A 25,518-nucleotide genomic window follows, 5' to 3' on the forward strand; every position below is an offset into this window, starting at 1 on the left:
TAGCCCGCCATGAGGAGGAATCCCACGTGACGTACGTCATCGCGCAGCCCTGCGTCGACGTGAAGGACAAGGCCTGCATCGAGGAGTGCCCCGTCGACTGCATCTACGAAGGACAGCGCGCGCTCTACATCCACCCGGACGAGTGCGTGGACTGCGGTGCCTGTGAGCCCGTCTGCCCCGTTGAGGCGATCTTCTACGAGGACGACGTTCCGGAGCAGTGGAAGGACTACTACAAGGCGAACGTCGAGTTCTTCGACGACCTCGGTTCGCCCGGCGGTGCTTCCAAGATGGGCCTGATCGAGAAGGACCACGAAGTGATCGCCGTCCTGCCGCCCCAGGGCGAGGGCGACTGAGCCTCGTGACCGAAACGCACAATCGCACCGCGCCGCCCGCCCCCGCCGGGGGGTGGGCGGCGCGGCGTGTGTCCGGACGCCTGCCCGAGTTCCCGTGGGACCGGCTGGAGTCGTTCAAGGCCACCGCCGCCGCGCACCCCGGCGGCATCGTCGACCTGTCGGTCGGCACTCCGGTGGACCCGACACCCGAACTGGTCCGCGACGCCCTCGCCGCCGCCTCGGACTCGCCCGGTTACCCGCTGACGTACGGCACGTCCGCACTGCGCGAGGCGGTCGCCGGATGGCTGCGCCGCACGCTCGGCGTGGCCGGCGCCGACCCGGCCGCGGTGCTGCCGGTCATCGGCACCAAGGAACTGGTCGCATCGCTGCCCGCGCAGTTGGGGCTCGGACCGGGCGACAAGGTGGCGCACCCGGCTCTCGCGTACCCGACGTACGACGTGGGCGCGCGCCTCGCCGGTGCCGAGCCGGTTCCGGTCGCCGACGGCGAGTTCCCGGACGCCGACGGCGTGCGGCTGGTCTGGATCAACTCGCCGGCCAATCCACACGGTGCCGTGCGCAGCGCCGACGAGCTGCGCGAGATCGTCGCCTGGACGCGTTCGATCGGCGCGCTGCTGGTGTCGGACGAGTGCTACATCGAACTGGGCTGGGAGGCCGAGCCCGTCTCGGTCCTGCACCCGGACGTCTGCGACGGTTCGCACGAGGGCCTGCTCGCGATCCACTCGCTGTCCAAGCGCTCGAACCTGGCCGGGTACCGCGCCGGGTTCATCACCGGGGATCCGGCCGTCGTGCGCGAACTCCTCGCCGTACGCAAGCACGCCGGGCTGATCATGCCGGGCCCCGTGCAGGAGGCCATGCGGGTGGCGTTCGGCGACGACGCGCACGTGGCCGAGCAGAAGGCGCGGTACGCCGCGCGGCGCGCGCAACTGCGCGGCGCCTTCGAGTCCGCCGGGTTCCGGATCGACCACTCGGAAGCGAGCCTGTACCTCTGGGCGACGCGGGACGAACCGTGCTGGGACACCGTCGGGTGGCTCGCGGAGCGCGGTGTCCTGACGGCTCCGGGGGACTTCTACGGGACGGCGGGCGGCCGGCACGTGCGGATCGCCTTCACGGCGACGGACGAGCGCGTCGAGGCGGCCGTGGAACGGCTCAAGACCGCCTGAGGCGGTCGACCCTCCCGGGCGGCGCCGGGACCGGCGTCCCGCCCGCCCGGGGGAGCGTTGCTCGGGCGGGTGCTTTTGGAGAGCACCCGGGTGTGTGCCGATGGACGCGGAGTGTGCGGGACCTGCGTACCCGCGACCTGCGTATCCGTCCGACGTCTGTGGGACATCAGCGGGACAGGCGTGCGGGGCGGTGCTCGGTATCGCCCCGCACACCCGGGGTTCCGCGGGCGGGGCCGGGCGCCGGACGCCCGGCCCCGCGATCCGCCGCTGATCCGTCTCGGTCGGTGCAGACCGGCTGGTCGATCAGAGGTGGTACGGAACCTCGCGCAGCGGCGTGCTCACGCCGTCCATCGTCTCCGCGGAGTTCGTCTGCAGGTGCTGCTGCGTGCCGTGCATCAGGGCCGCGTCGGCCGCGGGCAGGCCGGCGTTGATCGACTTGTCGGCGGCGTAGCCGGCCACCGGCAGGGACGGGCCGACGCCCATCATCGCCGGGCCCAGGATGGAGTCCTCGAGCTGCTGGCCGACCTGGTCGGTGGCACCCGCGGGGATGGACTTGGCGGCGGCCGGGATCGGCGCGTCGGTGTCGACGACCTTGGTGACGTCCGGGTTGACGCGGTCGGCCAGGTTCTTGACCTTGCCGACGGCCGGCTGCGTGATCATGCCGACCTCGGGCCGGGCCATGTCGGCCACGTCCGGACGCGCGACCGACACCTCGGGCTGCGTCAGCGAGCCGAGGTCCTGCTGGGTGAGCGCACCGAGGTCGCCCTGCGGCAGCCCCTCGGTGAGCGCGGTCTGCGGCAGGGAGTCGGTGAGCCCCGCGTGCGGAAGCGCCTCCAGCAGGCCCGACGCCGGCAGGCGGTCGGTCAGACCGGTCTGCGGGAGGGTGGACTGGGTGAGGGGGGACTCGGTGAGGCCCTCCAGGCCCTGGGATCCGACCACGGGCAGGTTGGCCGCGTCGGGGGTGAGCCCCTCGGCCTCGCCCAGAGCGGCGAGCGGAAGGCCCGCCACATCGGGCTGGGAGACTCCGGAGAGCCCGCCCAGGGGCAAGACGGCGTGGGCGGTGGACGCGCCCACGACGGGTGCGGCACCCGCGGCGACCAGCAGCGCGGCCTGGACCACACGGCGCGGGAGAGTGCTCGACATCGCGCTCCTCAATCTTTCGGCAGGCGAGATTGCGGCGTCCGGACCGAACGGGCCGGACGCCGGGTATATCTGCCGGAGTGCGCGAATGGTTCCGGGGACTGCTCCATTCGGGTGGTTGAAAATTTGCGGCGTGACGGTGGCGAGGTCCCGAAAACGGGTACCGGAGCGCGCCGCGCGGGCGCACCCGGCGACGCCCTGACCAGCGGTTCCTACGATTCACCGGGGCGCGGCGACGGTGGGCGTGGCCGTCTCGGGGCCTTTCGGTCCCGGTGCGGCGCCCCTGACGGCTTGAGACAGCCCCTGATCAGCTGCCAGGTGGAGCCGGGTGGGCCGCGGCGACCCAGGTGGGTCCGAGCGACAGGTCGACCCGGGTAGACCCTTGGTCACCCGCAGGCCCGGGGCCCAGGCAGACCCGGATCGATCCAGGTAAACCAGGGTGACCACAGCCGGACTCGGGGCCGCCGCCTTGCGCTTGCCGCTTCCGCGCCAGGGCCCAGGGCCCCAGACAGTCCCGGGTAGGTCCAGGTCGACCCAGACAGACCCGGGTCGACCGCGGCCGGACTCGGCGTCGTCCTCGCGCCCGCCTACCCCCTCCGCGTCCCGGCTCCGCGAGCGCGTTCGGCGTGGGGAGCGTCACCGCCCGGCCCGCGTCCTGTCCGGCGCATCTCGAGCCTGGGTCGGCGTCCTTTTGCTCAGTCCGCGTAGCGGATCCGCACGATGGTCGGGTCGGCGGGCGGGGGAGTGCCGCCCGAGGGGCCCGTCGCCTGGCCGACCCGCCAGCCCTTGCCGCTGTCCTCGCGCGTCCAGACCTTGCCGTCGAACGCGATCTCGCGGACCTGCAGTTCGGAGGCGTGCGCGACGGTCCAGGACGCGATCGCCCAGCCGCGGCCCGGGGCGGCCCCCGGACGCACCGAGAGCGTGCCGGGGGCGGTCTCGGTGATCGACTGCGCGGGCAGCACCGAGGTGAACTCCTCGGCCAGCGCGCTGCGGATCGGTGCCGCGGTCACCGGCGCGGGGTCGCCCTTGAGGCGGCAGCTCAGCGCGCCCGGGGCCCGGCCGGTCAGGGCGGCGGCGAGCACCGCGGCCTCCGGCTCGTGCTTCGCGTACGCCTCGGGGAACGCGCTGCGCTGCACCTCCTGCGCGGCCTCGGTCAGCGGCATCGTCTCGTAGCCGCGGATCTTGACCAGCCCGTCGTAGAACTTGCCGGCCGCGTACACCGGGTCCTGGACCTGCTTGGGCGTACCCCAGCCCTGCGACGGGCGCTGCTGGAACAGCCCCAGCGAGTCGGCGTCGCCGTAGTCGATGTTGAACAGCTTCGACTCCTGCATGGACGTCGCCAGGGCGATCGTCACCGCGCGCTCCGGCAGGCCGCGCGCCTGCGCGACCGCGGCGATGGTCGCGGCGTTCGCGGCCTGCGCGGGGTCGAAGTCCGCGGTGCCGTCCGATGCGGTCACCGTGCACTCGTCGTGCTCCGGGCCGCCGTCCGGCAGCATCTTCATGACGACGACGGCGACTCCGGCGAACAAGCCGAGGACGACGAGCAAGGCGACTGCCCAGCCGACTATGCCCGACTGCTCCGAGCGCTCCGAACTGCGTTTTCTCTGGCCCACAGCCAGAAGACTATGGTGGCCGGTATGCCTGCTGCTCTGGACTTGTCCCGTGACGCCGCCGATGTGACCGCGCAACTCGTCGACATCCCGTCGGTGAGCGGTGCGGAGAAGGTCCTGGCTGATGTCGTGGAGCAGGTGCTGCGCGGCCTCCCGCACCTCACGGTCGACCGTGACGGCGACGCGGTCGTGGCCCGGACGAACCTCGGGCGGGCGGAGCGCGTCGTGCTCGCGGGGCACTTGGACACCGTGCCGATCGCGGACAACCTGCCGTCGCGCGTCGAGGGACCGCTGCTGTACGGGTGCGGCACGTCCGACATGAAGGCCGGCTGCGCGGTGCAGCTGCGGCTGGCCGCGCACCTGCCCGCGCCGAACCGGGACATCACGTACGTCTTCTACGACAACGAGGAGGTCGAGGCCGCCCGCAACGGCCTCGGCCGCCTGGCCCGCAGCCGGCCGGAGTGGCTGGCGGGCGACTTCGCGGTGCTGATGGAGCCGACCGGCGGCGTCGTCGAGGGCGGCTGCCAGGGCACGATGCGGATCCGCGTCACGACCGCCGGGCGCCGCGCCCACTCCGCGCGGTCGTGGCTCGGCGACAACGCGATCCACAAGGCGGCGCCGATCCTTGCCGCGCTGGAGGCGTACCGGCCGCGGATCGCGATGATCGACGGCCTGGAGTACCGCGAGGGCCTGAACGCGGTGGGCATCGAGGGCGGGGTGGCCGGCAACGTCATCCCGGACGCGTGCTCGGTCCTGATCAACTTCCGCTTCGCGCCGGACCGCTCGGAGGAGCAGGCCGAGGCGCATCTGCGCGAGGTCTTCGCACCCGCGGTCGAGCGCGGCGCGACGATCGAGGTGACCGACTCCGCCCCCGGCGCGCTGCCCGGACTCGACCGTGCCTCGGCCGCGGCGTTCGTCGCGGCGGTGGGCGGCGAACCCCGCGCCAAGGTGGCGTGGACCGACGTCGCGCGCTTCTCCGCGCTGGGTGTTCCGGCGGTCAACTACGGGCCCGGCGACCCCGCCCTCGCGCACACGCGCGGCGAGTACGTCGAGATCGCCGCTATTGGCGAGGCCGAGCGCCGCATGCTGGCCTGGTTGACGGCGTGACGGCGTGACGGCGTGACGGCGTGACGGCGTGACGGCGTGACGGCGTGACGGCGTGACGGCGTGACCTGCGCGGGGACGGTTTGGCGTCGATCGGATGATCTGATCGTGCCGGTTGGGTAAATCCGTACATCTGATCGTCGCGCATGCCAGTGTGGACGGCATGGATACGCGCTTCACTCCCGCAGAACCACCCGAGTTCGCCACCCCTGCCGAGGTCGCCGCAACGCACCCAGCGGCGGTGCGGCATTTGGGCGCGGAGGCCTGGCGCGTGCTGCGGATCCAGTCCGAGTTCGTCGAGGGGTTCGGTGCGCTCGCCGAACTGGGCAAGGCCGTCGCGGTGTTCGGGTCGGCGCGTACGCCGCCGACCAGCCCCGAGTACGCACTCGGCGAGCAGGTCGGCAAGGCCCTCGTCGAGGCCGGCTACGCGGTGATCACCGGCGGCGGCCCGGGCGCCATGGAGTCGGCCAACAAGGGCGCCCAGGAGGCGGGCGGCACGTCCGTCGGGCTCGGCATCGAGCTTCCGTTCGAGCAAGGCCTCAACCCGTACTGCGACATCGAGCTCATCTTCCGCTACTTCTTCGTCCGCAAGACGATGTTCGTCAAGTACGCGCAGGGCTTCGTCGTGCTGCCGGGCGGCATCGGCACCCTCGACGAGCTGTTCGAGGCGCTGACCCTCGTGCAGACGCGCAAGGTGACGCACTTCCCGCTGGTCCTCATCGGCCGCGGCTACTGGTCGGGCCTGCTCGACTGGCTGCGCGACAGCGTGGTGGCCGGCGGCAAGGCCTCGCCGAAGGACCTCGACCTCATCCACGTCACCGACGACATCGAGGAGGCCGTCCGCATCATCGTCGACGCCGAGATGCTGTTGGACGAGGCCGAGGCGGCGGCCCGGCACGACAAGGAGGAGGCGGAGCGGCGGGCCGGACGGTAGGCCGGAGGCGCGCCCGCCGTAGGCGCGAGCGAGGGGCCCGAGCATGAGGCCTGCCGTGGGCTCAAGCGGGGCCCGCGCTCCTGAACACTCGTCACAACCCCTGCCAGAGGCGGACGAACGGTCTTCTGAGCGGCATCCGTCCGACCGGCCGCGTTCACCCGGCGGACACCGCCACGCGGGACTGTGTGTCCGCCCGGTGCGATCGGCCGGTGCCGGAGGTGCGCGTGGCCGTCACGCGCATCCGTCCCCTCTGAGCAGGAGAACCGATGTCGCTGTCCCGTAGAGGCTTCCTGGGCCGCTCCGCCGTGGCCGGAGCCGGTATCGCATTTGTCGGCAGCACCGAGATGCTGCTCGCCCCCGGCGCGTCCGCCGCGTCCGCGAACGGGGACGGCGGCCGGCACGGCGGCCCGCAGCGCCCGGAGTTCGGCTACGGACCGCTCGTCGCGGACCCCGCGGGCAAGCTCGCCCTGCCGGCCGGGTTCTCGTACCAGATCGTCACCCACGCCGGTGTCACCAAGCTGGAGTCGGGCCAGTACACGCCGAGCAACCACGACGGCACCGCCGCCTACCACCGGCACGGCGGGGGCACCGTGCTCGTGGTCAACCACGAGCTGGGCGCGATGGCCGACACCGAGCTGCCGGTCCCGGCGCTGCCGCGCTACACGTACGACCCCGCGCTCGCCGGCGGCTGCACCGTCGTCGAGACCGACCGCAACGGCCGCCGCACCCGCGAGTACGTCGGCGTCGCCGGCACCGCGGTCAACTGCGCGGGCGGCAAGACCCCGTGGGACACCTGGCTCACCTGCGAGGAGACCGAGCTGCTGGCCGGCCAGGGCGGTGCGACCAAGGACCACGGCTACGTGTTCGAGGTCGACCCGTACGACAGCCGCGCCAACCGCGACCCCAAGCCGATCAAGGCCCTGGGCCGCTTCGCGCACGAGGCCGCCGCGGTCGACCCGTGGCGCGGCCACATATACCTCACCGAGGACGCGAGCGGCCCGAACGGCCTGCTCTACCGCTGGGAGCCGCCGAAGTACTACCGCGGCGGCCGCGGGCACCTCAAGGGCCTGTCCGACACCGCGGGGACGCTCGCCGCGATGAAGGCCTTCGACGCGTCGGGCCGGTTCGTCGACGACCTCTCGCGTGCCGTCGAGATCGGCACGACCTACGAGGTCAAGTGGATCACGGTGCCGGACCGCGACGCGCGGACCACGTCGATCCGCAAGCAGTTCACCAACTCCGACGTCACGCGCGGCCGCAAGATCGAAGGCGCGTGGTGGGGTGACGGCGGCGCGTACATCGTGACCAGCTTTGCGCGCAACGAGAGCCCGGGCGTCGCGCACGACGGCCAGGTGTGGTTCTACGACCCGAGCCGCCGCCGCCTGATCCTCAAGCTGCGCTTCGGCGTCAACGCGAACCCGTCGGTGGACGGCGCGTTCGACGGCCCGGACAACATCAGCGTGTCGCCGTACGGAGGCGTCATCCTGGCCGAGGACGGCAACGGCGTGCAGCACCTGATCGGCGCGACGAGCGGCAACCGCTCGTACCCGATCGCCCGCAACGACCTCAACAACGGTTCGCCCGAGGCCCCGGAGTTCAGCGAGTTCACCGGCCCGACCTTCTCGCTCGACGGCCGGATCCTGTTCGCGAACGTGCAGACCCCGGGCATCATGTACGCGATCAAGGGCCCTTGGCGGTACCACCGCGACATCTGAGGTCTCTTCGAGGGCTGGATGTCCCGGCCGGAGGTCTGAGGTCCTTTTCGGACCCCCTGGGGCTCTTCGTGTGTGAGATCTCCCGCTCCTGACACCAGCGCGCACGATCGCGGGCGGATGCTGACATCTCGTCAGCACCCGCCCGCGTCACGCGCATCAGCCCGTACGGCGCAAGCGGATCACGCCGTGCGGGGCAAGCGGATCAGGCCAGTGCGCGCCGGGCGACAGCCGGCTCGCGCTGGCCTTTGATCGTGGCGACCATGTCGAGGATCTGCCGGGTCTCGTGCACCTGGTGCACGCGGTAGACGCGCGCGCCGAGCCACGCGGAGACGGCCGTGGTCGCGAGGGTGCCCAGCAGCCGCTGGTTGACGGGCGCGTCCAGGGTCTCGCCCACGAAGTCCTTGTTGGACAGCGAGACCAGCACCGGCCAGCCGGTCTCCGCCATTTCGCCGAGGCGACGGGTGGCCTCCAGCGAGTGCCGGGTGTTCTTCCCGAAGTCGTGACCCGGGTCGATGATGATCGCGTCGCGGCGTACGCCGAGTTCCAGCGCGCGTTCGGCGAGCCCGACCGTCACGTCCAGGATGTCGGCCATGACGTCGTCGTAGCCGATGCGGTGCGGACGCGTACGCGGCTTGGCCCGCCCCGCGTGCGTGCACACGATGCCGACTCCGTGCCGAGCGGCGACCTCCGCGAGCTTGGGGTCCACCCCGCCCCACGCGTCGTTCAGCAGGTCGGCGCCCGCCTCGCAGACGGCCTCGCCTACCTCGTGCCGCCAGGTGTCGACACTGATCACGACGTCCGGGTGGCGGCGGCGCACCTCGGCGACGAACGAGACCGTGCGCCGCATCTCCTCGGCGGCGTCCACCTCCGCGCCCGGGCCCGCCTTGACCCCGCCGATGTCCACGATCGCCGCGCCCTCCGCGACGGCGCGCTCGACGGCGTCCAGAGCCGGACGGTCGTCGAAGGTCGCGCCCTTGTCGAAGAACGAGTCGGGGGTGCGGTTGACGATGGCCATGATCACGTGTTCGTCGTCGCCGAACTCACGTGCCCCCAGCTTCAGCGTCGCCACCGGCGCCTCCAGTTCGTGCGATTACCGCCATTGGTCCCGCGGGCAGTTCGGGCATTCGTGCCTGCGGGCGGACATCACCACGTCAGATCGTGGCACGATCGTCCCGTGCGCGGCCGACAGGGGGCCGTGGGCGCGGTGCCGACAAGGGGAGAGAGTTTCCGTGTTCTGGATCCAACTGGTCGTCGTGACCGGAGTGGTCTTCGTGGTCGCCGCCGTGGTGCTGGGTGCGGGGGGCTCGCTGGCGGACGCCCACCAGGACCGGCCCGACCTGTCGTGGACGCCGGACCGCCCGCTGACCGTCGAGGACATCGACCGCGTGCGCTTCCCCGTCGTCCTGCGCGGCTACCGGATGAGCGAGGTCGACTACACCCTGGACCGGCTCAGCGCGGAGCTGTCGGCGCGCGACGCGCGGATCATGGACCTGGAGTACCGGCTCGCGGGCGTGCTGCCGCCGGGTGTGGCGGCCCCGACGCAGGGGTCCTCGGCGATGCCGGGCGCGGCCCCCACGACGGTCGGCCCGGCGGGGGCGCGTACCGGCACGCCCACGCTGACCAAGCAGGCGTCCCCGGACGACGCGGAACGCGCCCGTGAGGCCGCCGGGGACGCGGACGGGGAACGCGGGGACGCGGCTCAGGCGGATGCGGTCTCGGCCCACCGGGACGCGGGGGAGCGGGGCGGGCACGACGAGGAGGTCGGCGGCGCCGACCGCCGCGAGGGCGGGAAGGACAAGGCGTGACCGAGGGCGGAGCGGTGGTGGGTCCGGACGGGCTCGCCCGCTGCCCGTGGGGGATCAGCACGGACGACTACGTCGAGTACCACGACACCGAGTGGGGCGTACCGGTACACGGCGACGACGCGCTCTTCGAGCGGCTGTGCCTGGAGGCGTTCCAGTCGGGCCTGTCGTGGATCACGATCCTGCGCCGCCGGGAGGGGTTCCGGGCGGCGTTCGACGGGTTCGCGATCGCCAAGGTCGCGGAGTACGACGACGCGGACGTGGAACGGCTGCTCGCCGACACCGGCATCATCCGCAACCGCGCGAAGATCCTCGCGTGCATCGCCAACGCCAAGACGGCACAGGACCTGCCCGGCGGGCTGGACAAGCTGATCTGGTCGCACGCGCCGAACCCCAAGCCGCGCCGCAAGGCCCCGCGCACGGTCGCGGACGTCCCCGCGGTGACGCCGGAGTCGGAGGCGTTGGCCAAGGATCTGCGCAAGAAGGGCTTCAAGTTCGTGGGCCCCACCACGGCCTACGCGATGATGCAGGCGTGCGGCCTCGTAGACGACCACCTGGCCGCCTGCCACGCCCGCCGAATGCCCCGCTAAGGCCAAGCCCCGGCTTCGCCCCACCACGGCGTACGTGCCGATGCGGACCTGGCCCGCGCGTAGCCCCCTGGTCGGGGCGTGGCGCTCTTGTTGTGCGGTCGTAGCACCCCCGGCGGCTTGCCGCGCGCGTCGCCACGCCTGTCGCCAGCCGTCCCTGAAGCCTGCCGCGACCGGCCCTGGCGGCCTCCGGCCGCTCTCCTCGCTTCGCTCGTCGATCACACGGGGTGTGCCGCGGCGGGGGATTGGGGTTACTTGCCGGTGAAGGTGGGCTTTTGCTTGGTGAGGAAGGCGTCTACGGCGATGCGGTGGTCGGCGGCGCTGCCGGCGCGGAGTTGGAGTTCGTCCTCCTTGGCCAGGGAGTCGACGATGTTGTGGTCGGCGGCGTAGGCCAGGGACTCCTTGATGGCGCCGTAGGCGACGGTGGGGCCCGCGGCCAGGCGGAGAGCGAGGGCGGCGGCTTCGGAGGCCACCTCGTCGGCGGGTACGACCTTGGTGGCCAGGCCCAGTTCGAGGGCGCGGGGGGCCTTGATCATTTCCGGGAACATCAGCAGTTCGGTGGCCCGGGCGTGGCCGACCAGGCGCGGGAGGGTCCACGACGCGCCCGAGTCCGCGGTCAGTGCGACGCCCGCGAAGGCGGTGTTGAAGCCCGCGGTGTCGGCCACGATGCGGAAGTCGCAGGCGAACGCGATGGCCGCGCCGGCGCCCGCGGCGACGCCGTTGACCGCGGCGACGACCGGCTTCCGCATCGTCGCGATCGCGGTGACGAGCGGGTTGTAGTGGTCCTTGACGGTCGCGAAGGTGACCTCGGGGCTGACCTCCAGCAGTTCGATGTGCTGCTTGAGGTCCTGGCCGACGCAGAACGCCCGACCGGTGCCCGTCAGAACCACCGCACGGACCGCGTCGTCGTCCGCCGCCCGCAGGACCGCGTCGCGCAGGGCGACCTTCGTGTCGGTGTCGAGCGCGTTCATCGCGTCGGCCCGGTTGAGGGTGATCGTCGCGACGCCGTCGGCGAGGTCGTAGAGAACGTTGTCGGCCACGATGGGTCTCCCGTCGATGTGAGGGCACTGGCGGATGTGCGCGCCTCCGAACGGACTCAGCATGCCGGACGGCATTTCCCGCTTCGCCGCGACCCCGCCCGTCCGGCCGCACGGCGTACGTGTCGGCGCAGGTCGGGGCGCATGTGGCGGACCGGACGGATCGGACCGTGAATCCGGCCCCGGATCGGCCCATACGCGGCCGTCCGTGACCGTTGTTGCTCACCCCGCCGCTGAATGCGGGATAATGGGGCCTGATCAATGCGCTCGAAGACCGGTGGCCGGGTGAGCACCGGTGTGTCGATATGCAGGAAGGGGAACGAGCATGGCGGCCATGAAGCCGCGGACGGGCGACGGCCCGCTCGAGGTGACCAAGGAAGGGCGGGGTATCGTCATGCGCGTTCCGCTCGAGGGCGGGGGGCGGCTTGTTGTCGAGCTGACGCCCGACGAGGCGGGCGCGCTCAGCGAAGCGCTGGCGAACGCCACGGGTGCCAAGACCTCCTGAGGAGGTCCTGACCCACCCGGTGCCTGCCACCCTCGACCGAGTCGCGGTGAGCAGCGGCCCCGGCCGGTATGTGTTCAGGGAGTTCCCGATCGGAGGATCGGGACAAATCCGTGAGAACGTACCGGCCGGGGCCGTCGCATGCCCGGATACCGGCGAACCGTCCGGCTGGATGCGGGAGTTCGGGTGTCGACTCAGCCGCGGAGCACCGCGCAGAGCAGGCCGTCGCCGACCGGGAGCAGCGTGGGGACCAGCGCCTCGTGCTCGCGTACGGTCCGCAGCACCTCGCGGACCGCGGTGGTCTCGGGGTCCCGGTGCGTGGGGTCCGGTACGCGGTCGTGCCACAGCGCGTTGTCGAAGCACACGACGCCGCCGGGCCGCAGTAGGCGCAGTGCCTCGGCCAGGTAGTCGGGGTACTCCGTCTTGTCGCCGTCGCAGAACACCAGGTCGTAGCCGTGGTCGGCGAGGCGCGGCAGCACCTCCAGCGCGCGTCCGGGGATGAAGCGGGCGCGGCCGCCGGAGAACCCGGCCTCCGCGTACGTCTCCTTGGCGACGCGCTGGTTGTCCGGGTCGAGGTCGACGGTCGTCAGCACGCCGTCCGGGCGCATCCCGCGCAGCAGATACACCCCCGACACGCCGGTGCCGGTTCCGATTTCCGCGACCGCGCGGGCATCGGTCGCGGCGGCGAGGAAGCACAGCGCCGATCCGCCGCCGGGGCTGATGGGCACGACGCCGGCCTCCCGGGCGCGGTGGCGGGCCTGCACGAGGACGGTGTCCTCGCCGGCGTACGCCTCCGCGAAATCCCGGCCGGCCTGGCGGTTGCTGGAGATGGCTTCCTCCTCGCGTCGGGCCGCCCGGGGACAGGGCGGCCTTTTGGCGCAAGAGTAATGGAGTGCCCCGTACGCCAGCGTGGGGTACGCCCACGCGTCGTGCCAGGTCGGGGCGGGTGCGCGAGGAGTACAGACGCGACACGGCGGTTGCCCGGTTCCCGGCCGCCGCGAAATGTGCCCGGCCGGGGACAGCGTGTCGGGAACCCCGGGCGCGGTCGGCTCGTTGGCCTCTTTGGAACAGGCAAACAGAACAGAAGCACAGCAGGTTCGCGGTGCCGGTGCGGTGCCCAGAGGCACTTATCCGGGCTTAACAGGCAGGTTGTCTATGGTGGTTGCGCTACTCGAAAGAGGAGGTGTGGCAGTGGACGACCACCGCGGGGATCAGACCGTTCCTCGCCGTGGTGCGCCGATGCCAAATCACGTGGCCGAAGCCGCAAACGCAACCACCGATCATGCCCCCGCTCCCGCCGGTACCGCGGCGGCGTCGGGGGACTTTGCGCAGACCGCATCCGTGGAGGGCACGACCGCCCGTCCCGGGGCCGACGCGTGGACCCCGCCGTCGTGGGAGGACATCGTCCGCACCCACTCGGCGAGGGTGTACCGACTCGCCTATCGCCTGAGCGGCAACCCGCACGACGCGGACGACATCACGCAAGAGGTGTTCGTCCGGGTCTTCCGTTCGCTGTCGAGCTACACGCCCGGCACGTTCGAGGGCTGGTTGCACCGGATCACCACGAACCTGTTCCTCGATATGGTGCGCCGTCGCCAGCGCATCCGGTTCGAGGGTCTCGCCGACGACGCCGCCGAGCGGCTCCCCGGACGCGAGCTCTCCCCGGCGCAGGCATACGACGACGCCCACTTCGACGCGGACATCCAGCAGGCGCTCGACGCGCTCGCCCCGGAGTTCCGCGCCGCGGTCGTACTGTGCGATATCGAGGGCCTGTCGTACGAGGAGATCGCCACCACGCTCGGTGTGAAACTCGGGACCGTTCGGAGCCGCATCCATCGCGGCAGGTCCCAGCTCCGGGCGGCGCTGCGGCACCGTGCCCCCCGGACCCCCGCTGACCGCGAGGAAATCCCGGGGTGTGCGTCGGTGCAGAGATGAGGGCACCGTGATCGTTGGTTCGAACGTCGGGACGGTATGTCCGGCTGCGGGAGCAGGCCGGTGAACCACCCCGAGGACAAGCTCGCGGCCTATGTGGACGGCGAGCTGGGGCACGACGCCAGGGAAAAGGTCCTGGCGCATTTGGCGCAGTGTGCCGACTGCCGCGTCGAGGCGGAGGAGCAGCGGCGCGTCAAGGCCCTGCTCGCCCGCAGTTCCCAGCCCGGGCCGTCGGCGGACCTGATGGCCCGCCTGCTCGCGATGGGCGAGGGCGGGTTCGGCGGCCCCGCGGAGCCGGCGCACGACGAGGACGAGCTGATCCCGCCGCCGCCGCGTATCAGGGGGTCGGTTCAGCCCTTGAGCCGCAAGCCCGGTGCCGCACGCCCGCGCGGCGGTACGGGCCCTCGGGGCGGACGCCCCAACTCCGCCCCTTCTCGCGTGCGTCCCCCGGTCGGCAGACGCCGCCTCACCTTCGCCGCCGCCGGCGCGTTCTCGATGATGGCCATGGCGCTGAGCAGCGCGGTCATCGCGCAGGGGCCGGCCGCCGGTTCGTCCGGACGTCCCGCCGCGCCCATCGTCGAGCGCAACCTCGTGGAGCAGGCCGGCACGGTGGGCGTCGCGCCCACCGGCGGCACCTCGACGGCGGTGCCCGCGACGCTGGCCGCTTCGGCGGGCAGGCCGCTGTCGGTCTCGGTGACCTCGTCGGCCGTGGTGTCGGACCGAAACTGACCGGGCGTACCCCGCCGGCGTGCTTTGCCGCGTACCTTGAGCGCTCGTACGGCCGAGCGCTCGCCGACGTGTCCGCGCTCGGCACGGGTGGGTGTGCGCCGCGGCGGCGGCCGGGGATCCGCTCGTGCCCACAGAGCCGTTCCGGTGGGTCCCGCGCTGCGCGGTGGCGCGGCACCGGGGAGACTTGCCCGTGACGGGTCCGCCGCCGGCGACCCATGAGGAACGGCGCGGCAGAGCCGCCACGGAGGGTTCTGGATGAGCGACGAGCCGGGTGACGTCGTCGGGCACGGTGACGGACACGGTGACGCGGACCGGCGGCGTGCGCCTGGAGAGGGCTGGGACGCCGAGGAGCTGCGGGCCCGTTCGTCCGGTCGGGAGCCGGAGGACGACGCCGACACGGGCGCCGACACGGACGCCGACACGGGCGCCGGTGCGGACGCGGGCGCCGAGGGCCCTGCGCGCAAGGCACACGAGACGTTCCAGGACAGGGCGGACGAGCCCGCCGCCTTCGGCGCGCCGCCCGTGCATCCGGCGCCGCCCCCCGCACCGCCCGCGCCCCCGGCGACACCGCCGGCGCCCGCCTGGGGCTTCCCGCATCCGGCCGGGCAGCCGACGCTGCCGCCCAACGCGGGTACCCCGCATGTCCATCCCGCGGCCCAGGGCGGCACGCCCTGGCAGGCCCACGGGCACGGTCAGCCGTTCGGGTTCGGCTGGACGTACGACGCCGACACGGGGCCCGGCGGCCTGCCGTACGGCGACGCGGCCGGCTACGGGGCGGCGCCTCCCGGGTACCCGCCGAACGCCGCGTACGCCTTCCCGGTCGAGGAGCCGCGCGAGCCCGTCAAGTGGACGTGGCGCATCGGGGTGGGACTCGCCTGCATCGCCCTCGCGGCCGGCGCCCTCGGCGGGGCCGTCGGCGTCTGGGTCGGGGACCGCGACGAGCGGGGCGTCACGCTGCGCCAGCCGGCGTCGTCGGGCCCCGAACGGGCGCGCGACACGGTGGCCGGACTCGCCGCGACGACGCTGCCCGGCGTGGTGTACATCCACGCGTCACGCGGCGGCGAACAGGCGAGCGGCACGGGCTTCGTGCTGGACGGCAACGGCTACATCCTGACCAACAACCACGTCGTCTCGGGGGCCGCGAACGGCGGCCGGATCACCGTCGTCTTCAACGGCGGCGAGCAGGCCGACGCGCGCATCGTCGGCCGCGACACCGGCTACGACCTCGCGGTGATCCGGGTCGACAACGTCCGGGGCCTGGTGCCGCTGACGCTCGGCAACTCCGACTCGGTGCAGGTGGGCGACCCGGTTATCGCGATCGGCGCGCCGTACAACCTGGAAGGCACGGTCACGTCGGGCATCATCAGCGCGAAGGACCGCGCGGTGAGCGCCGGCGGCTCGGGCGACGACGTGTCGTACATCAGCGCGTTGCAGACGGACGCGCCGATCAACCCCGGCAATTCCGGCGGCCCGCTGATCGACGCGGCCGGCCGGGTGATCGGCGTCAACTCGGCGATCAGGTCCGCGGGCGACGAGGAGAACCCGTTCGGCGGCGAGGTGGCGGCCGGCAGCATCGGCCTCGGCTTCGCGATCCCGATCAACCAGGCCAAGCGGGTGGCCCAGCAGCTGATCGACAACGGCAAGGCCGTGCACCCGGTGATCGGCGTCACGCTCGACATGCACTACGAGGGCGAGGGCGCCCGGATCTCCGACCAGGACCTCAAGGGCCAGCCGCCGGTACGCCCCGGCGGGCCCGCCGCCCGCGCCGGACTCCAGGCCGGGGACATCGTCACTGCAGTCGACGGCAAGCGGGTCGCCGAGGCGAACGAGCTGATCGTCCTGGTGCGCAGCAAGTCGCCGGGCGACACGGTGACGCTGACCGTCAAGCGCGGGGACGCGGAACTGAGCCTGCCGATAAAGCTGGACGGCGAGAGCGGCTGAGCCGGGGCGGGCCGCGGCAGGTCGCGGCAGGAGGCGACAGATGGAGGTCAGCCGCATTCGGGCCCGGGTGACCTCGCCGTGTCGGGTACATGACCGGCCGATCACATCTGCGGGACAAAGTAATGCCAAAAGGTACGTATCGGTCGGGACTTCGCAAGAGGCAGTGCCGCTCCGCGGCCCCGGCGGTTACTGTTGTCGAGGTCCGGTCGGCCGATCGGCCCTTGCCGCGTAGCTCGTGGAGTCCAGGTGTTCGACGTCGGTCCGCTGGAGATGGTCGCGCTCATCGTCATCGCGATCGTCGTCTTCGGGCCTGACAAGCTGCCCAAGATGGTCGGCGAGGCGGCCCGGACGATACGCAAGTTCCGCGAGTTCTCCACCAACGCGCGCTCGGACCTGAAGAAAGAGCTCGGGCCGGAGTTCGAGAACATCAAGTTCGAGGACCTCAACCCCAAGACCTTCGCCCGCAAGCACCTGATGGGCGAGGACGACGAGCTCGGCATCAAGGAGTTCGGCGAGCTGCGCGAGGACCTGACCCGCCAGCTGCGCTTCGACGACGACGCCAACGGCGTCCCGAGCGCCACGGGCCCGTCCGCGCACCCGATGCTGGAGAAGAAGAACGGCACGCGCGTGCAGCCGGGGGAGCGCCCGCCGTACGACGCCGACGCCACCTGAGGCCCGCCTCGGCCCTCTCCCTCTTTCTCTCTGACCTCCGCTCGGCCCGTATGGCCGCAGAACGCCCATAGGACCCCCGGAACGGCGGGTCGTGCGCGATTGCCGCGCGTGTGGCGGGGCACAGGCCGTACCGTGCCAGAGCGGTACCGGTGACGGCGCGCCCCAGGGCGTCGCGAGCAGACAAGGCGAAGCATGGACACGATGAGCCACGCAGGCGCACCCGACCGAGCGCTGGGCGACCAGTCGGGGGCGGACCACGCGGGAGGCGGCACGGCCGAGGAGGAGACGGGACCTTCGCTGCTCGACCAGTACCTCGCCGCCGACTTCCCGTGGTACGGCCTCGACGAGGGCTGGGACGGGCGGCGCTGGCTCGCGTCGGTGTGCCAGGGCCGCGAGGGGCTGGAGTACGGCACCCTCGGCCACGGCGACGCCCCGAGCCGCCGGCCCGGCGACCCCACCCCGCGCAAGTTCGTCTCGGTCGTCACCGTCCCGCAGCGCGAACGCCGCCCCAGCGGTGACGGCGCCGGACTCCTGGAGGCCACCTCCATGGCCAGCGCCGCGTCCGTCGCCGGCGTCGCGCTGCTGGCCGACAGCTGGCCGTGGGACCTCGACCGCGAGCTGCGGCAGGAGTGGATGGACCAGCAGACCCACCTCGCGTGGGAGCTGGCCGACAACCTGGACGGCGACGGGTGGACGGGGCTGGCGCTGCCGGTCAACGGCGTTCCGAACCGTTTCCGCTACCGCGAGTCGGAGTACGGCTGGGTGCTGGCCGGGCAGGCGGCGGGCGTGTACCTGGGCGTGTACGGGTGCGGGGTCAGTGCGTACGGGCTCGGGCTGGCGCTGATGCCGGAGCTGAAGGCGTACGAGGCCTGACGCGGCCGTCACACGGTCGCGGTACGACCTGAGGGGGCGCCCGGACGGGCGCCCCCTCAGGTCAGTCACCACCGACGCCGAAATCGGCCCGGGGTGCCGATCCGCTCAGAACTTGCGCTTCGGGGTCAGCCCCAGCTGCATGCCCGACAGCCCGCGCTGGCGGTTGACGAGCTTGTCGGCGATGCCGCGCAGGGCGACCGCGGCCGCCGATTCGGGGGTGTCGACCACGACCGGCGATCCGGTGTCGCCGCCCTCGCGCAGCCGGGTGTCGATCGGGATCTGCCCGAGCAGCGGGACCTTGGTGCCGGTGGCCTGCGAGAGGCCGTCCGCGACGCGCTGCCCGCCGCCGCTGCCGAACACGTCGAGGATGTGGTCGTCGCAGTGCGGGCACGGCAGGCCCGACATGTTCTCGATCACACCCGCGATGGTCTGCCGCGTCTCGACCGCGATCGTCCCGGCCCGCTCGGCCACCTCGGCGGCCGCCTGCTGCGGCGTCGTGACGACCAGGATCTCGGCGTTCGGGACGAGCTGCGCGACCGAGATGGCGATGTCGCCGGTGCCCGGCGGCAGGTCCATCAGCAGGACGTCCAGGTCGCCCCAGTAGACGTCGGCGAGGAACTGCTGGAGTGCCCGGTGCAGCATCGGTCCGCGCCACACCACGGGCGTGTTGCCCGACGTGAACATGCCGATCGAGATGACCTTCACGCCGCGCGCCTCGGGCGGCATGATCATGTTCTCGACCTGCGTCGGGCGGCCTTCCGCGCCGAGCATGCGCGGCACCGAGTGGCCGTAGATGTCCGCGTCGACGACGCCGACCTTCAGGCCCTGGGCGGCCATCGCGGCGGCCAGGTTCACGGTCACGGAGGACTTGCCGACGCCGCCCTTGCCGGACGCCACCGCGTACACCCGCGTCAGCGAGCCCGGTTTCGCGAACGGCACCTCGCGCTCGGCCTGCCCGCCGCGCAGATGCGACGCGAGCTCCTTGCGCTGCTCGTCGCTCATGACGTCGAGCTCGACCTCGACCGCGGTGACGCCCGCGACCTTGCCGACGGCCTCGCGCACGCGCGAGGTGATGGTGTCGCGCATCGGACACCCGGCCACGGTCAGGTACACCGCGACCTTGACGCGCCCGTCGGCGGCGATGTCGACGGACTTGACCATGCCGAGCTCGGTGATCGGCTTGTGGATCTCGGGGTCGTCGACGGTCGCCAGCGCGTCCCGTACGGCGTCTTCCGGGACAGAAGTACGGGTCTCGCCAGATTCCAGGGTTGCCATACGAGTGAGCTTACGTCCCCGGCGGGGTTCCACCGCGCCTAGGTGGCCTACCTCGCCCGCTCTCCCGGCCGCCGTCGCGGCCGCCCTCGGACCCCGGATCGCGCCCGGGCTCGCGGGCGTTGTCCCGCCCACCTTCGCGGCCGCGGTCCCGTCCGCCCGATCCGCCGGAACTGTCGCCCCCGTCACGGCCGTTGTCGGCCGCCTCGGGGTGTGACGCGAGCCACTGCTCGGCCTCCCGGCGTTCGTCCAGCTCCTTCATCAGCGACTGGAGCTCGGACCGCAGGAAATCGCGGGTCGCCACCTCGCCGAGGGCGATCCGCAGCGCCGCGACCTCGCGCGTCAGGTACTCGGTGTCGGCGATGTTGCGCTCGTTGCGCGCGCGGTCCTGCTCGAGGTTGACGCGGTCCCGGTCGTCCTGCCGGTTCTGGGCGAGCAGGATGAGCGGCGCCGCGTACGACGCCTGCAACGACAGGGCCAGCGTGAGGAAGATGAACGGGAACTCGTCGAAGCGCAGCCTCTCCGGCACCGCGACGTTCCACGCCACCCACACGAACACCGTCGCGGTCATGTAGACGAGGAACCGCCCGGTGCCCAGGAAGCGCGCGATGCGCTCGGAGAACCGGCCGAACGAGTCCGGGTCGTACTTCGGCAGCAGGTTGAGCCGCCGCTGCGGCAGCTTGGGCTGGTCCAGGCGGGGCCGGCGGCGGCGCTCGTCCGGCAGCGCGCCCTGCGCCTCACGCGCCATTGAGACGGCTCCTCACCTCGGCGGGATTGATCCCGCGCGCCTCGCCGTGCAGCGCGCCCTCGCGCCAGTCCTCGGGCAGCAGGTGGTCGAGGACGTCGTCGACGGTGACCGCGCCGAGCAGGTGGTCGTCCTCGTCCACGACGGGCGCGGCGACCATGTTGTACGCGGCCAGGAAGCTGGTCACCTCGGCCAGCGGGGTGTCCGGGCGCAGCGGCCGCAGGTCGGTGTCGACGACCGCGCCGACGAGGGTGAACGGCGGGTCGCGCAGCAGCCGTTGGAAGTGCACGGTGCCGAGGTACTTGCCGGTGGGGGTCTCGGTGGGCGGCCGGCAGACGTACACCTGGCTGGCCAGCGCGGGGGACAGGTCGGGGTTGCGGACCAGGGCCAGCGCCTCGGCGATGGTCGCGTCCGGCTCCAGGACGATCGGCTCGGTGGTCATCATGCCGCCGGCGGTGTCGTCGGAGTAGGTGAGCAGGCGGCGGACGTCCTCGGCCTCGTCCGGCTCCATGAGGTCCAGCAGGCGTTCCGCGGTCTCCTCGGGCAGCTCGGAGATCAGGTCGGCCGCGTCGTCCGGGTCCATGGCCTCCAGGACGTCGGCCGCGCGCTCCTCGCGCAACTGGCCGAGGATCTCGACCTGGTCGTCCTCGGGCAGTTCCTCCAGGACGTCCGCCAGCCGGTCGTCGTCGAGCGCGGCGGCCACCTCGACGCGGCGCTTGGACGACAGGTTGTGCAGCACGTTGGCGAGGTCGGCGGCGCGCAACTGCTCGAACGTGGCGAGCAGGTTCGCCGCACCCTGCTGGTCCTCGGGCCGCTCGAAGCCGGTCACCGCGTTCCAGTCCACGGTCAGCGTCTCGCCGCGGCGGCGGCGCAGCGCGGAACCGCCGCCGCCCTTCTGCACGAAGAGCTTGCCGACGTACCAGTCGCGCCCGCGGCCCGCGCTCATCGCGACGTCGAGCACGGTCACCTGCTCGCCGGTCTCCACCAGCGTGACCCGGCGGTCCAGCATCTCGGCGAGCACGAGCGTCTCGGTCGGCCGCTGCTCGAAGCGCCGCATGTTGACCAGGCCGGTGGTGATGGCCTCGCCGGTCTCGACGCTGGTCACGCGGGTCATCGGGACGAAGATGCGGCGGCGCGTCGTGACCTCGACGACCAGGCCCAGGACGCGCGGCGGCTGGTTGCCGGTGCGCAGCGCGATCACGACGTCGCGCACCCGGCCCACCTGGTCGCCGCCGGGGTCGAAGACGGCGGCGCTGGCGAGGTGCGAGATGAACACGCGGCTCGGCGTGCCGGTCATGCGGCCACCTCGCTCCACTCGGCGGCCGCCTTCGTGGAACGCATCCCTTTGGTGACTCGCCCGCCGCGCTCGCTCATGGCCGCCTCCTCTCGGGTGGCCCGCAGGTGTGCGGGCGACGCCGTACCGCCGCGTACGAACAGTACCGGCCGGGTCGGCTCCGCGATCTTCGGGAGATCGCACCCGCCGGTCCCGCCTTCCGCCTGTGCCCGAACCGGCCGGATGTGATGCCCGCGCCGCCGCTTTGTACGCTGCGTGCTGACCACAACCCGCACCGCCACCCGCACCGCCACCCGCGGCGGGCACGCGCCGACGTACGTGCCGGCCACCCGCCACCGCCTGCCGCCACCTGCTTTCGATGCCCGAGGGGAACCGTTGCGCCGACGATTGCGAGCGCCCGTCGTCCTGGTCCTGCTGCTGTGGATGCTCGTGTCCGCGTGCTCCTCCGACGACCCCACCGGCCTGGCCGGCGAGCCGACCGACACGATCCTGGAGCAGACCCGGACGGCCGCGAAGAACGCGACCTCGGTGCACATCACCGGTACCTGGGTGACGCAAAAGGTCGAGTACCAGATCGACATGCGCATCAAGGCCGACGGCGCCAGCGGCGAGATCGTCAGCACCGGCACCAGGGTCCAGCTGCTGCGGGTGGGCGTCGACCTGTTCGTCCGCGGCGACGAGAGCCTCTACCAGCCGCGCGACGGCCGGCAGGACCCGGACGCGGTGGCCTCGGCGGAGGTCCTGCGCGACAAGTTCATCAAGGTGCCGCCGGACGACCCGGCGTTCGCCCGGCTCTCCGGCTTCACCCAGCTCCACCCGCTGCTCGACGAGCTGTTCCGCCTCGAGGGCAAGGTCAAGAAGGACGGCCGCAAGAACGTGCGCGGCGTCGAGACCCTCGCCCTCGCCGCCAACAAGGGCCGGGGCGGCGAGCTGTACGTCTCGCTCGGCGGCAAGCCCTACCCCATGCGCTACAGCCCCGGCCCCAACGCCGGTCGGCTCGACTTCTACGAGTACGACACGGACTTCCCCGTCGAGGTCCCGCGCGGCGACCAGGTCGTCGACTACGGCAGCCTCAACCCCGCCCAGCCGCCCGCGCCCGGAACCGACGCCCACCAGTCGCCGCCGCCCTCGTCCTCGCCCACAGGCGGTTCGTCGGGCAGTCCCTCGGGATCCAAGAGTCCGAGCGGCCAACCCACCAGTACGCGCTCTTCGTGACCTGAACCGGGGTCCCACCGGGATACGGTGGCCCCGGCCCTACGCCCTCTGGGCACCGGCACCCGGCTCCACCCGGCTTGATACGTAAGGAAACTGGCGGTGACTCGACGAAGCGCCCGGTCGCGGACGGGCCTGGTTGCGACGGCGGCGGTCGTGGCGGCGGTCCTGGCAACCGGATGCAGCGTGGGCAAGCCCGCGCACCGGTCCTTCTCCGACCCCGGCGACGAGCCGTCCGTCGGGCTGCCGCTCGGCAACCAGGTCGGCGGGCTGGATGCCGCGGCGATCCTGCAGCGGGCCCAAGCGGCCACCGCGGCAGCGGCGTTCGTGCACGTCAAGGGCACCGTCACCGAGCCGGGGGCGACCACGCCGTTCAGCGTCGACATGCGCTTCACCGCCACCGGCAGCGACGGCGCGATCGTCGAGGACGGCGTCACCGCGCGGGTCACCCGGGTGCAGAACCAGGTGTGGTTCCAGGGCGACGCGCGTTTCTGGTCCGAGGTCGGCAGCGCGGCCGCGGAGACGGCCAACCGCGGCAAGTTCGTGCAGGTGCCGGTCGGCGACCGGAAGTACGCGGGGCTGGTCGAGAACACGTACGTCGAACGCCTCGTCACCAAACTTCTCGGCAAGCCGGGCCCCCTCGAAAAGGGCGAGACGCGCGAGGTCAACGGCCGCACCGCGATTGCCCTCGTCGACAAGGGGCCGGGCGGCGGCACCATCTGGGTCGCCACCGAAGGCGCGCCGTATCTGATGCGCTTCGAAGCCGCCCCCGACGCGCGCACCAAGGGCGCCATCGACTTCATCGGCTACAACGACCGCACCGTGATCACCCCGCCGGACCCGGACATCGTCGTCGACAAGGACCTCTCCCCGCAGCCCACCGGCTCCGCCAAGTCCACCAAGCGCCCGACCTCACCGACCACGAAGTCGACCGCCGGCACCACCAAGTCCCCCAGCGCCACCCGCAGTTGACCCCGCGGCGGTACGTGCGGGCCGGTGCGGGTCACCGCGTTGCCGCGGCCGACTCCCGACTGCCCGTTGCCTGCTGCCTGTTCACCGCTGCCGCCGGGAGGTTGCGGTGGAGGACTCCTCGGCGCGCCCTACTTCGTGCGCTTGCCCGGCGGCGTCAGTTTGCGGCCCAGGGACAGGTTCCTGGGGGACGGGCCCCTGGTGACGGCGGTGGTGGGCGCCGGGGGCGCGGACTGGGAGGTCCGGGGGAGCGCGGGGCCGTGGGTGAGGGCGCGGGGGTTGTCGAGGCGCACGATGACGCAGTCGCGGGCCCAGCGCGACGGCTGCTCCTCGCCGTCGGGGGCGTTGAGGCGGTCCGCGTGCAGGGCGGCGGCCGCGGTCGGCCAGGACCCGGCGTCGGGGGTGAGCACGACGACGTCCGCGGTCCAGGTGAGCAGGCGTCCGCCCTTGTCCTTGCTGCGCAGGGTCACCTCGGCGGCGGCCGCCTCGGTGAGGCCGGGGACGTGCTGCTCCACCGCGTCGGCCGTACGGTCCTGGAGGATGTGCACCGCGCCGTCGTGCCAGGTGTGCCACACCGGGCGTGCGGGGTGCCCGGCGGGGGCGATCCACAGCAGGCCGGACTTCTTCGCCGCCTCTTCGAGCAGCGCGCTGTCGAAGGGCGGCGTCGTGGGCGTGGCGGGCGGTGTCATGGGCGGCGAGGGGGTCCCGGGCTCACTCATGGACGTCAGGTTCCCACACACCGGAAGCGGCATACCCCACATGGTTCTCCAGGTGACCTGCCAGTAACCTGACCGCACGATCCGCATGCAATGGGAGGACCATAAATGGCCGCCACATCGCGTAGCCTGCGTTCCCGCCGTTCCTGTATGGCAGTTCCGGGCAGCAACCCGCGCTTCATCGAGAAGGCCCAGGGCCTGCCGGTGGACCAGGTGTTCCTGGACCTGGAGGACGCCTGCGCACCCCTCGCCAAGGAGGGCGCGCGCCACACCATCGTGGACGCGCTGAACAACGGCGACTGGGGGGACCGGATCCGCGTCGTGCGGGTCAACGACTGGACCACGCACTGGACCTACCGCGACGTCGTGACCGTCGTGGAGGGCGCGGGAGCGAACCTCGACTGCATCATGCTGCCGAAGGTCCAGGACGCCGCGCAGGTCAAGGCGCTGGACCTGCTGCTGACGCAGATCGAGAAGACGGTCGGCCTGGAGGTCGGCAGGATCGGCATCGAGGCGCAGATCGAGAACGCCCGCGGGCTGGTCAACGTCGACGAGATCGCCGCCGCGTCGCCGCGCATCGAGACCATCATCTTCGGCCCGGCCGACTTCATGGCGTCCATCAACATGAAGTCGCTCGTCGTCGGCGAGCAGCCGCCCGGGTACGACACGGGCGACGCGTACCACTACATCCTGATGCGGATCCTGATGGCCGCGCGCATGCACGACCTGCAGGCGATCGACGGCCCGTACCTCCAGATCAAGGACACCGACGGCTTCCGCCGGGTGGCCGGCCGCTCGGCCGCGCTGGGCTACGACGGCAAGTGGGTGCTGCACCCCGGCCAGATCGACGCCGCGAACGAGGTGTACGCGCCCTCGCAGGCGGACTACGACCACGCCGAGCTGATCCTCGACGCGTACGAGTGGTCCACCTCGGAGGCCGGCGGTGCCAAGGGCGCCGCGATGCTCGGCGACGAGATGATCGACGAGGCGTCCCGCAAGATGGCCCTGGTCATCTCCGCCAAGGGCCGTGCCGCGGGCATGACCCGGACCGGCAAGTTCGAGCCGCCGCAGGGCTGACGAGCCGGCGTCGCGACGCCGTCCACCGACACGACGAGGCTCCGGCCGCCCGACCGCCCCGGGCGGGCCGGGCGGAGGAGGGGGCGTGGGCGGGCGGGGCCCGACGGCGCCCGCCGGGGCGGACCGCGGGGGGGCCACCCCC

Annotated in this window: 25 protein-coding genes; 16 read left to right on the top strand and 9 right to left on the bottom strand. The window is 72.4% G+C overall.

What is annotated here, in order from left to right; all coding sequences use genetic code 11:
• Positions 1 to 26: 26 nt before the first annotated feature.
• On the top strand, positions 27 to 353 hold the full coding sequence (gene fdxA, locus ACWD12_RS20005) for a ferredoxin (protein ID WP_358360389.1): 327 nt from the start codon (positions 27 to 29) through the stop codon (positions 351 to 353).
• Positions 354 to 421: 68 nt separating this feature from the next.
• The gene (gene dapC / locus ACWD12_RS20010; protein WP_450100702.1) at positions 422 to 1,513 is read left to right on the top strand and encodes a succinyldiaminopimelate transaminase; all 1,092 of its coding nucleotides are present in this window, start codon (positions 422 to 424) and stop codon (positions 1,511 to 1,513) included.
• Positions 1,514 to 1,816: 303 nt separating this feature from the next.
• Here dapC and ACWD12_RS20015 read toward each other — a convergent pair whose 3' ends face one another.
• Complete coding sequence (locus ACWD12_RS20015) at positions 1,817 to 2,656, bottom strand: hypothetical protein (protein ID WP_358360392.1); 840 nt, start codon at positions 2,654 to 2,656, stop codon at positions 1,817 to 1,819.
• Between the two features lie 692 nt (positions 2,657 to 3,348).
• Entirely contained in the window at positions 3,349 to 4,266 is a 918-nt protein-coding gene (locus ACWD12_RS20020) for a hypothetical protein (RefSeq protein WP_450100620.1), read from the bottom strand.
• Between the two features lie 24 nt (positions 4,267 to 4,290).
• Here ACWD12_RS20020 and dapE point away from each other — a divergent pair, with 24 nt between their 5' ends.
• The 3 genes from dapE (at position 4,291) to ACWD12_RS20035 (ending at position 8,016) form a co-directional block, all read left to right on the top strand.
• Complete coding sequence (gene dapE / locus ACWD12_RS20025) at positions 4,291 to 5,370, top strand: succinyl-diaminopimelate desuccinylase (protein ID WP_450100621.1); 1,080 nt, start codon at positions 4,291 to 4,293, stop codon at positions 5,368 to 5,370.
• A 160-nt stretch (positions 5,371 to 5,530) separates the two neighbouring features.
• On the top strand, positions 5,531 to 6,301 hold the full coding sequence (locus ACWD12_RS20030) for an LOG family protein (RefSeq protein WP_450100622.1): 771 nt from the start codon (positions 5,531 to 5,533) through the stop codon (positions 6,299 to 6,301).
• Between the two features lie 266 nt (positions 6,302 to 6,567).
• On the top strand, positions 6,568 to 8,016 hold the full coding sequence (locus tag ACWD12_RS20035) for an alkaline phosphatase PhoX (RefSeq protein ID WP_450100623.1): 1,449 nt from the start codon (positions 6,568 to 6,570) through the stop codon (positions 8,014 to 8,016).
• Positions 8,017 to 8,218: 202 nt separating this feature from the next.
• On the opposite strand, the gene folP is transcribed toward ACWD12_RS20035, so the two are convergent.
• On the bottom strand, positions 8,219 to 9,031 hold the full coding sequence (gene folP / locus ACWD12_RS20040) for a dihydropteroate synthase (protein WP_358360408.1): 813 nt from the start codon (positions 9,029 to 9,031) through the stop codon (positions 8,219 to 8,221).
• Between the two features lie 214 nt (positions 9,032 to 9,245).
• Here folP and ACWD12_RS20045 point away from each other — a divergent pair, with 214 nt between their 5' ends.
• Positions 9,246 to 9,821 carry a DivIVA domain-containing protein gene (locus ACWD12_RS20045; protein WP_450100624.1) on the top strand — a complete coding sequence of 192 codons (576 nt, stop codon included), beginning with the start codon at positions 9,246 to 9,248 and terminating at the stop codon, positions 9,819 to 9,821.
• Complete coding sequence (locus tag ACWD12_RS20050) at positions 9,818 to 10,408, top strand: DNA-3-methyladenine glycosylase I (protein ID WP_450100625.1); 591 nt, start codon at positions 9,818 to 9,820, stop codon at positions 10,406 to 10,408. The genes ACWD12_RS20045 and ACWD12_RS20050 overlap by 4 nt, the downstream gene beginning before the upstream one ends.
• A gap of 248 nt (positions 10,409 to 10,656) precedes the next feature.
• Here ACWD12_RS20050 and ACWD12_RS20055 read toward each other — a convergent pair whose 3' ends face one another.
• Positions 10,657 to 11,445 (bottom strand): enoyl-CoA hydratase-related protein, encoded by a 789-nt coding sequence (locus ACWD12_RS20055; protein WP_450100626.1) that lies wholly within the window; start codon positions 11,443 to 11,445, stop codon positions 10,657 to 10,659.
• Between the two features lie 322 nt (positions 11,446 to 11,767).
• Here ACWD12_RS20055 and ACWD12_RS20060 point away from each other — a divergent pair, with 322 nt between their 5' ends.
• Positions 11,768 to 11,947, top strand: a complete 180-nt coding sequence (locus ACWD12_RS20060) for a DUF3117 domain-containing protein (RefSeq protein ID WP_358363886.1) — start codon at positions 11,768 to 11,770, stop codon at positions 11,945 to 11,947.
• Positions 11,948 to 12,138: 191 nt separating this feature from the next.
• On the opposite strand, the gene ACWD12_RS20065 is transcribed toward ACWD12_RS20060, so the two are convergent.
• A complete protein-coding gene (locus ACWD12_RS20065; protein ID WP_435839213.1) occupies positions 12,139 to 12,774 on the bottom strand; it encodes a class I SAM-dependent methyltransferase in 636 nt (211 codons plus the stop codon).
• A gap of 325 nt (positions 12,775 to 13,099) precedes the next feature.
• On the opposite strand from ACWD12_RS20065, the gene sigE reads away from it, so the two are divergent.
• The 5 genes from sigE to ACWD12_RS20090 all read left to right on the top strand — a co-directional run bounded on the left by sigE (position 13,100) and on the right by ACWD12_RS20090 (position 18,091).
• Complete coding sequence (sigE, locus tag ACWD12_RS20070; protein ID WP_358363900.1) at positions 13,100 to 13,879, top strand: RNA polymerase sigma factor SigE; 780 nt, start codon at positions 13,100 to 13,102, stop codon at positions 13,877 to 13,879.
• A 60-nt stretch (positions 13,880 to 13,939) separates the two neighbouring features.
• Positions 13,940 to 14,605 carry an anti-sigma factor family protein gene (locus ACWD12_RS20075; RefSeq protein ID WP_450100627.1) on the top strand — a complete coding sequence of 222 codons (666 nt, stop codon included), beginning with the start codon at positions 13,940 to 13,942 and terminating at the stop codon, positions 14,603 to 14,605.
• Positions 14,606 to 14,860: 255 nt separating this feature from the next.
• Positions 14,861 to 16,546 (top strand): trypsin-like peptidase domain-containing protein, encoded by a 1,686-nt coding sequence (locus ACWD12_RS20080; RefSeq protein ID WP_450100628.1) that lies wholly within the window; start codon positions 14,861 to 14,863, stop codon positions 16,544 to 16,546.
• A 246-nt stretch (positions 16,547 to 16,792) separates the two neighbouring features.
• Positions 16,793 to 17,218 (top strand): sec-independent translocase, encoded by a 426-nt coding sequence (locus ACWD12_RS20085; protein WP_450100629.1) that lies wholly within the window; start codon positions 16,793 to 16,795, stop codon positions 17,216 to 17,218.
• Between the two features lie 192 nt (positions 17,219 to 17,410).
• Positions 17,411 to 18,091: a hypothetical protein gene (locus ACWD12_RS20090; RefSeq protein ID WP_435839212.1), complete on the top strand. Its 681-nt coding sequence runs from the start codon at positions 17,411 to 17,413 to the stop codon at positions 18,089 to 18,091.
• A gap of 105 nt (positions 18,092 to 18,196) precedes the next feature.
• Here the strand turns inward: ACWD12_RS20090 and ACWD12_RS20095 are convergent, their stop codons facing one another.
• Genes ACWD12_RS20095 through ACWD12_RS20105 form a run of 3 tightly spaced genes read right to left on the bottom strand, consistent with a single transcriptional unit; the run spans position 18,197 to position 21,405 of the window.
• Positions 18,197 to 19,366 (bottom strand): Mrp/NBP35 family ATP-binding protein, encoded by a 1,170-nt coding sequence (locus tag ACWD12_RS20095; RefSeq protein ID WP_358363892.1) that lies wholly within the window; start codon positions 19,364 to 19,366, stop codon positions 18,197 to 18,199.
• A 10-nt stretch (positions 19,367 to 19,376) separates the two neighbouring features.
• A complete protein-coding gene (locus ACWD12_RS20100) occupies positions 19,377 to 20,111 on the bottom strand; it encodes a DUF1003 domain-containing protein (RefSeq protein WP_450100630.1) in 735 nt (244 codons plus the stop codon).
• Entirely contained in the window at positions 20,101 to 21,405 is a 1,305-nt protein-coding gene (locus ACWD12_RS20105) for a magnesium transporter MgtE N-terminal domain-containing protein (RefSeq protein WP_358363893.1), read from the bottom strand. The genes ACWD12_RS20100 and ACWD12_RS20105 overlap by 11 nt, the downstream gene beginning before the upstream one ends.
• Positions 21,406 to 21,777: 372 nt before the next feature.
• On the opposite strand from ACWD12_RS20105, the gene ACWD12_RS20110 reads away from it, so the two are divergent.
• Together ACWD12_RS20110 and ACWD12_RS20115 are read left to right on the top strand one after the other, a co-directional pair.
• Positions 21,778 to 22,617, top strand: a complete 840-nt coding sequence (locus ACWD12_RS20110) for a hypothetical protein (protein ID WP_450100631.1) — start codon at positions 21,778 to 21,780, stop codon at positions 22,615 to 22,617.
• 99 nt (positions 22,618 to 22,716) lie between these two features.
• Positions 22,717 to 23,586 carry a hypothetical protein gene (locus ACWD12_RS20115; protein ID WP_450100632.1) on the top strand — a complete coding sequence of 290 codons (870 nt, stop codon included), beginning with the start codon at positions 22,717 to 22,719 and terminating at the stop codon, positions 23,584 to 23,586.
• Positions 23,587 to 23,714: 128 nt separating this feature from the next.
• Here ACWD12_RS20115 and ACWD12_RS20120 read toward each other — a convergent pair whose 3' ends face one another.
• Positions 23,715 to 24,302 carry a hypothetical protein gene (locus tag ACWD12_RS20120; protein WP_450100633.1) on the bottom strand — a complete coding sequence of 196 codons (588 nt, stop codon included), beginning with the start codon at positions 24,300 to 24,302 and terminating at the stop codon, positions 23,715 to 23,717.
• A gap of 105 nt (positions 24,303 to 24,407) precedes the next feature.
• Between ACWD12_RS20120 and ACWD12_RS20125 the strand changes: the two genes are divergently transcribed.
• Entirely contained in the window at positions 24,408 to 25,376 is a 969-nt protein-coding gene (locus ACWD12_RS20125) for an HpcH/HpaI aldolase/citrate lyase family protein (RefSeq protein ID WP_358363898.1), read from the top strand.
• Positions 25,377 to 25,518: the final 142 nt, after the last annotated feature.

Source organism: Streptodolium elevatio (genome assembly GCF_053592165.1).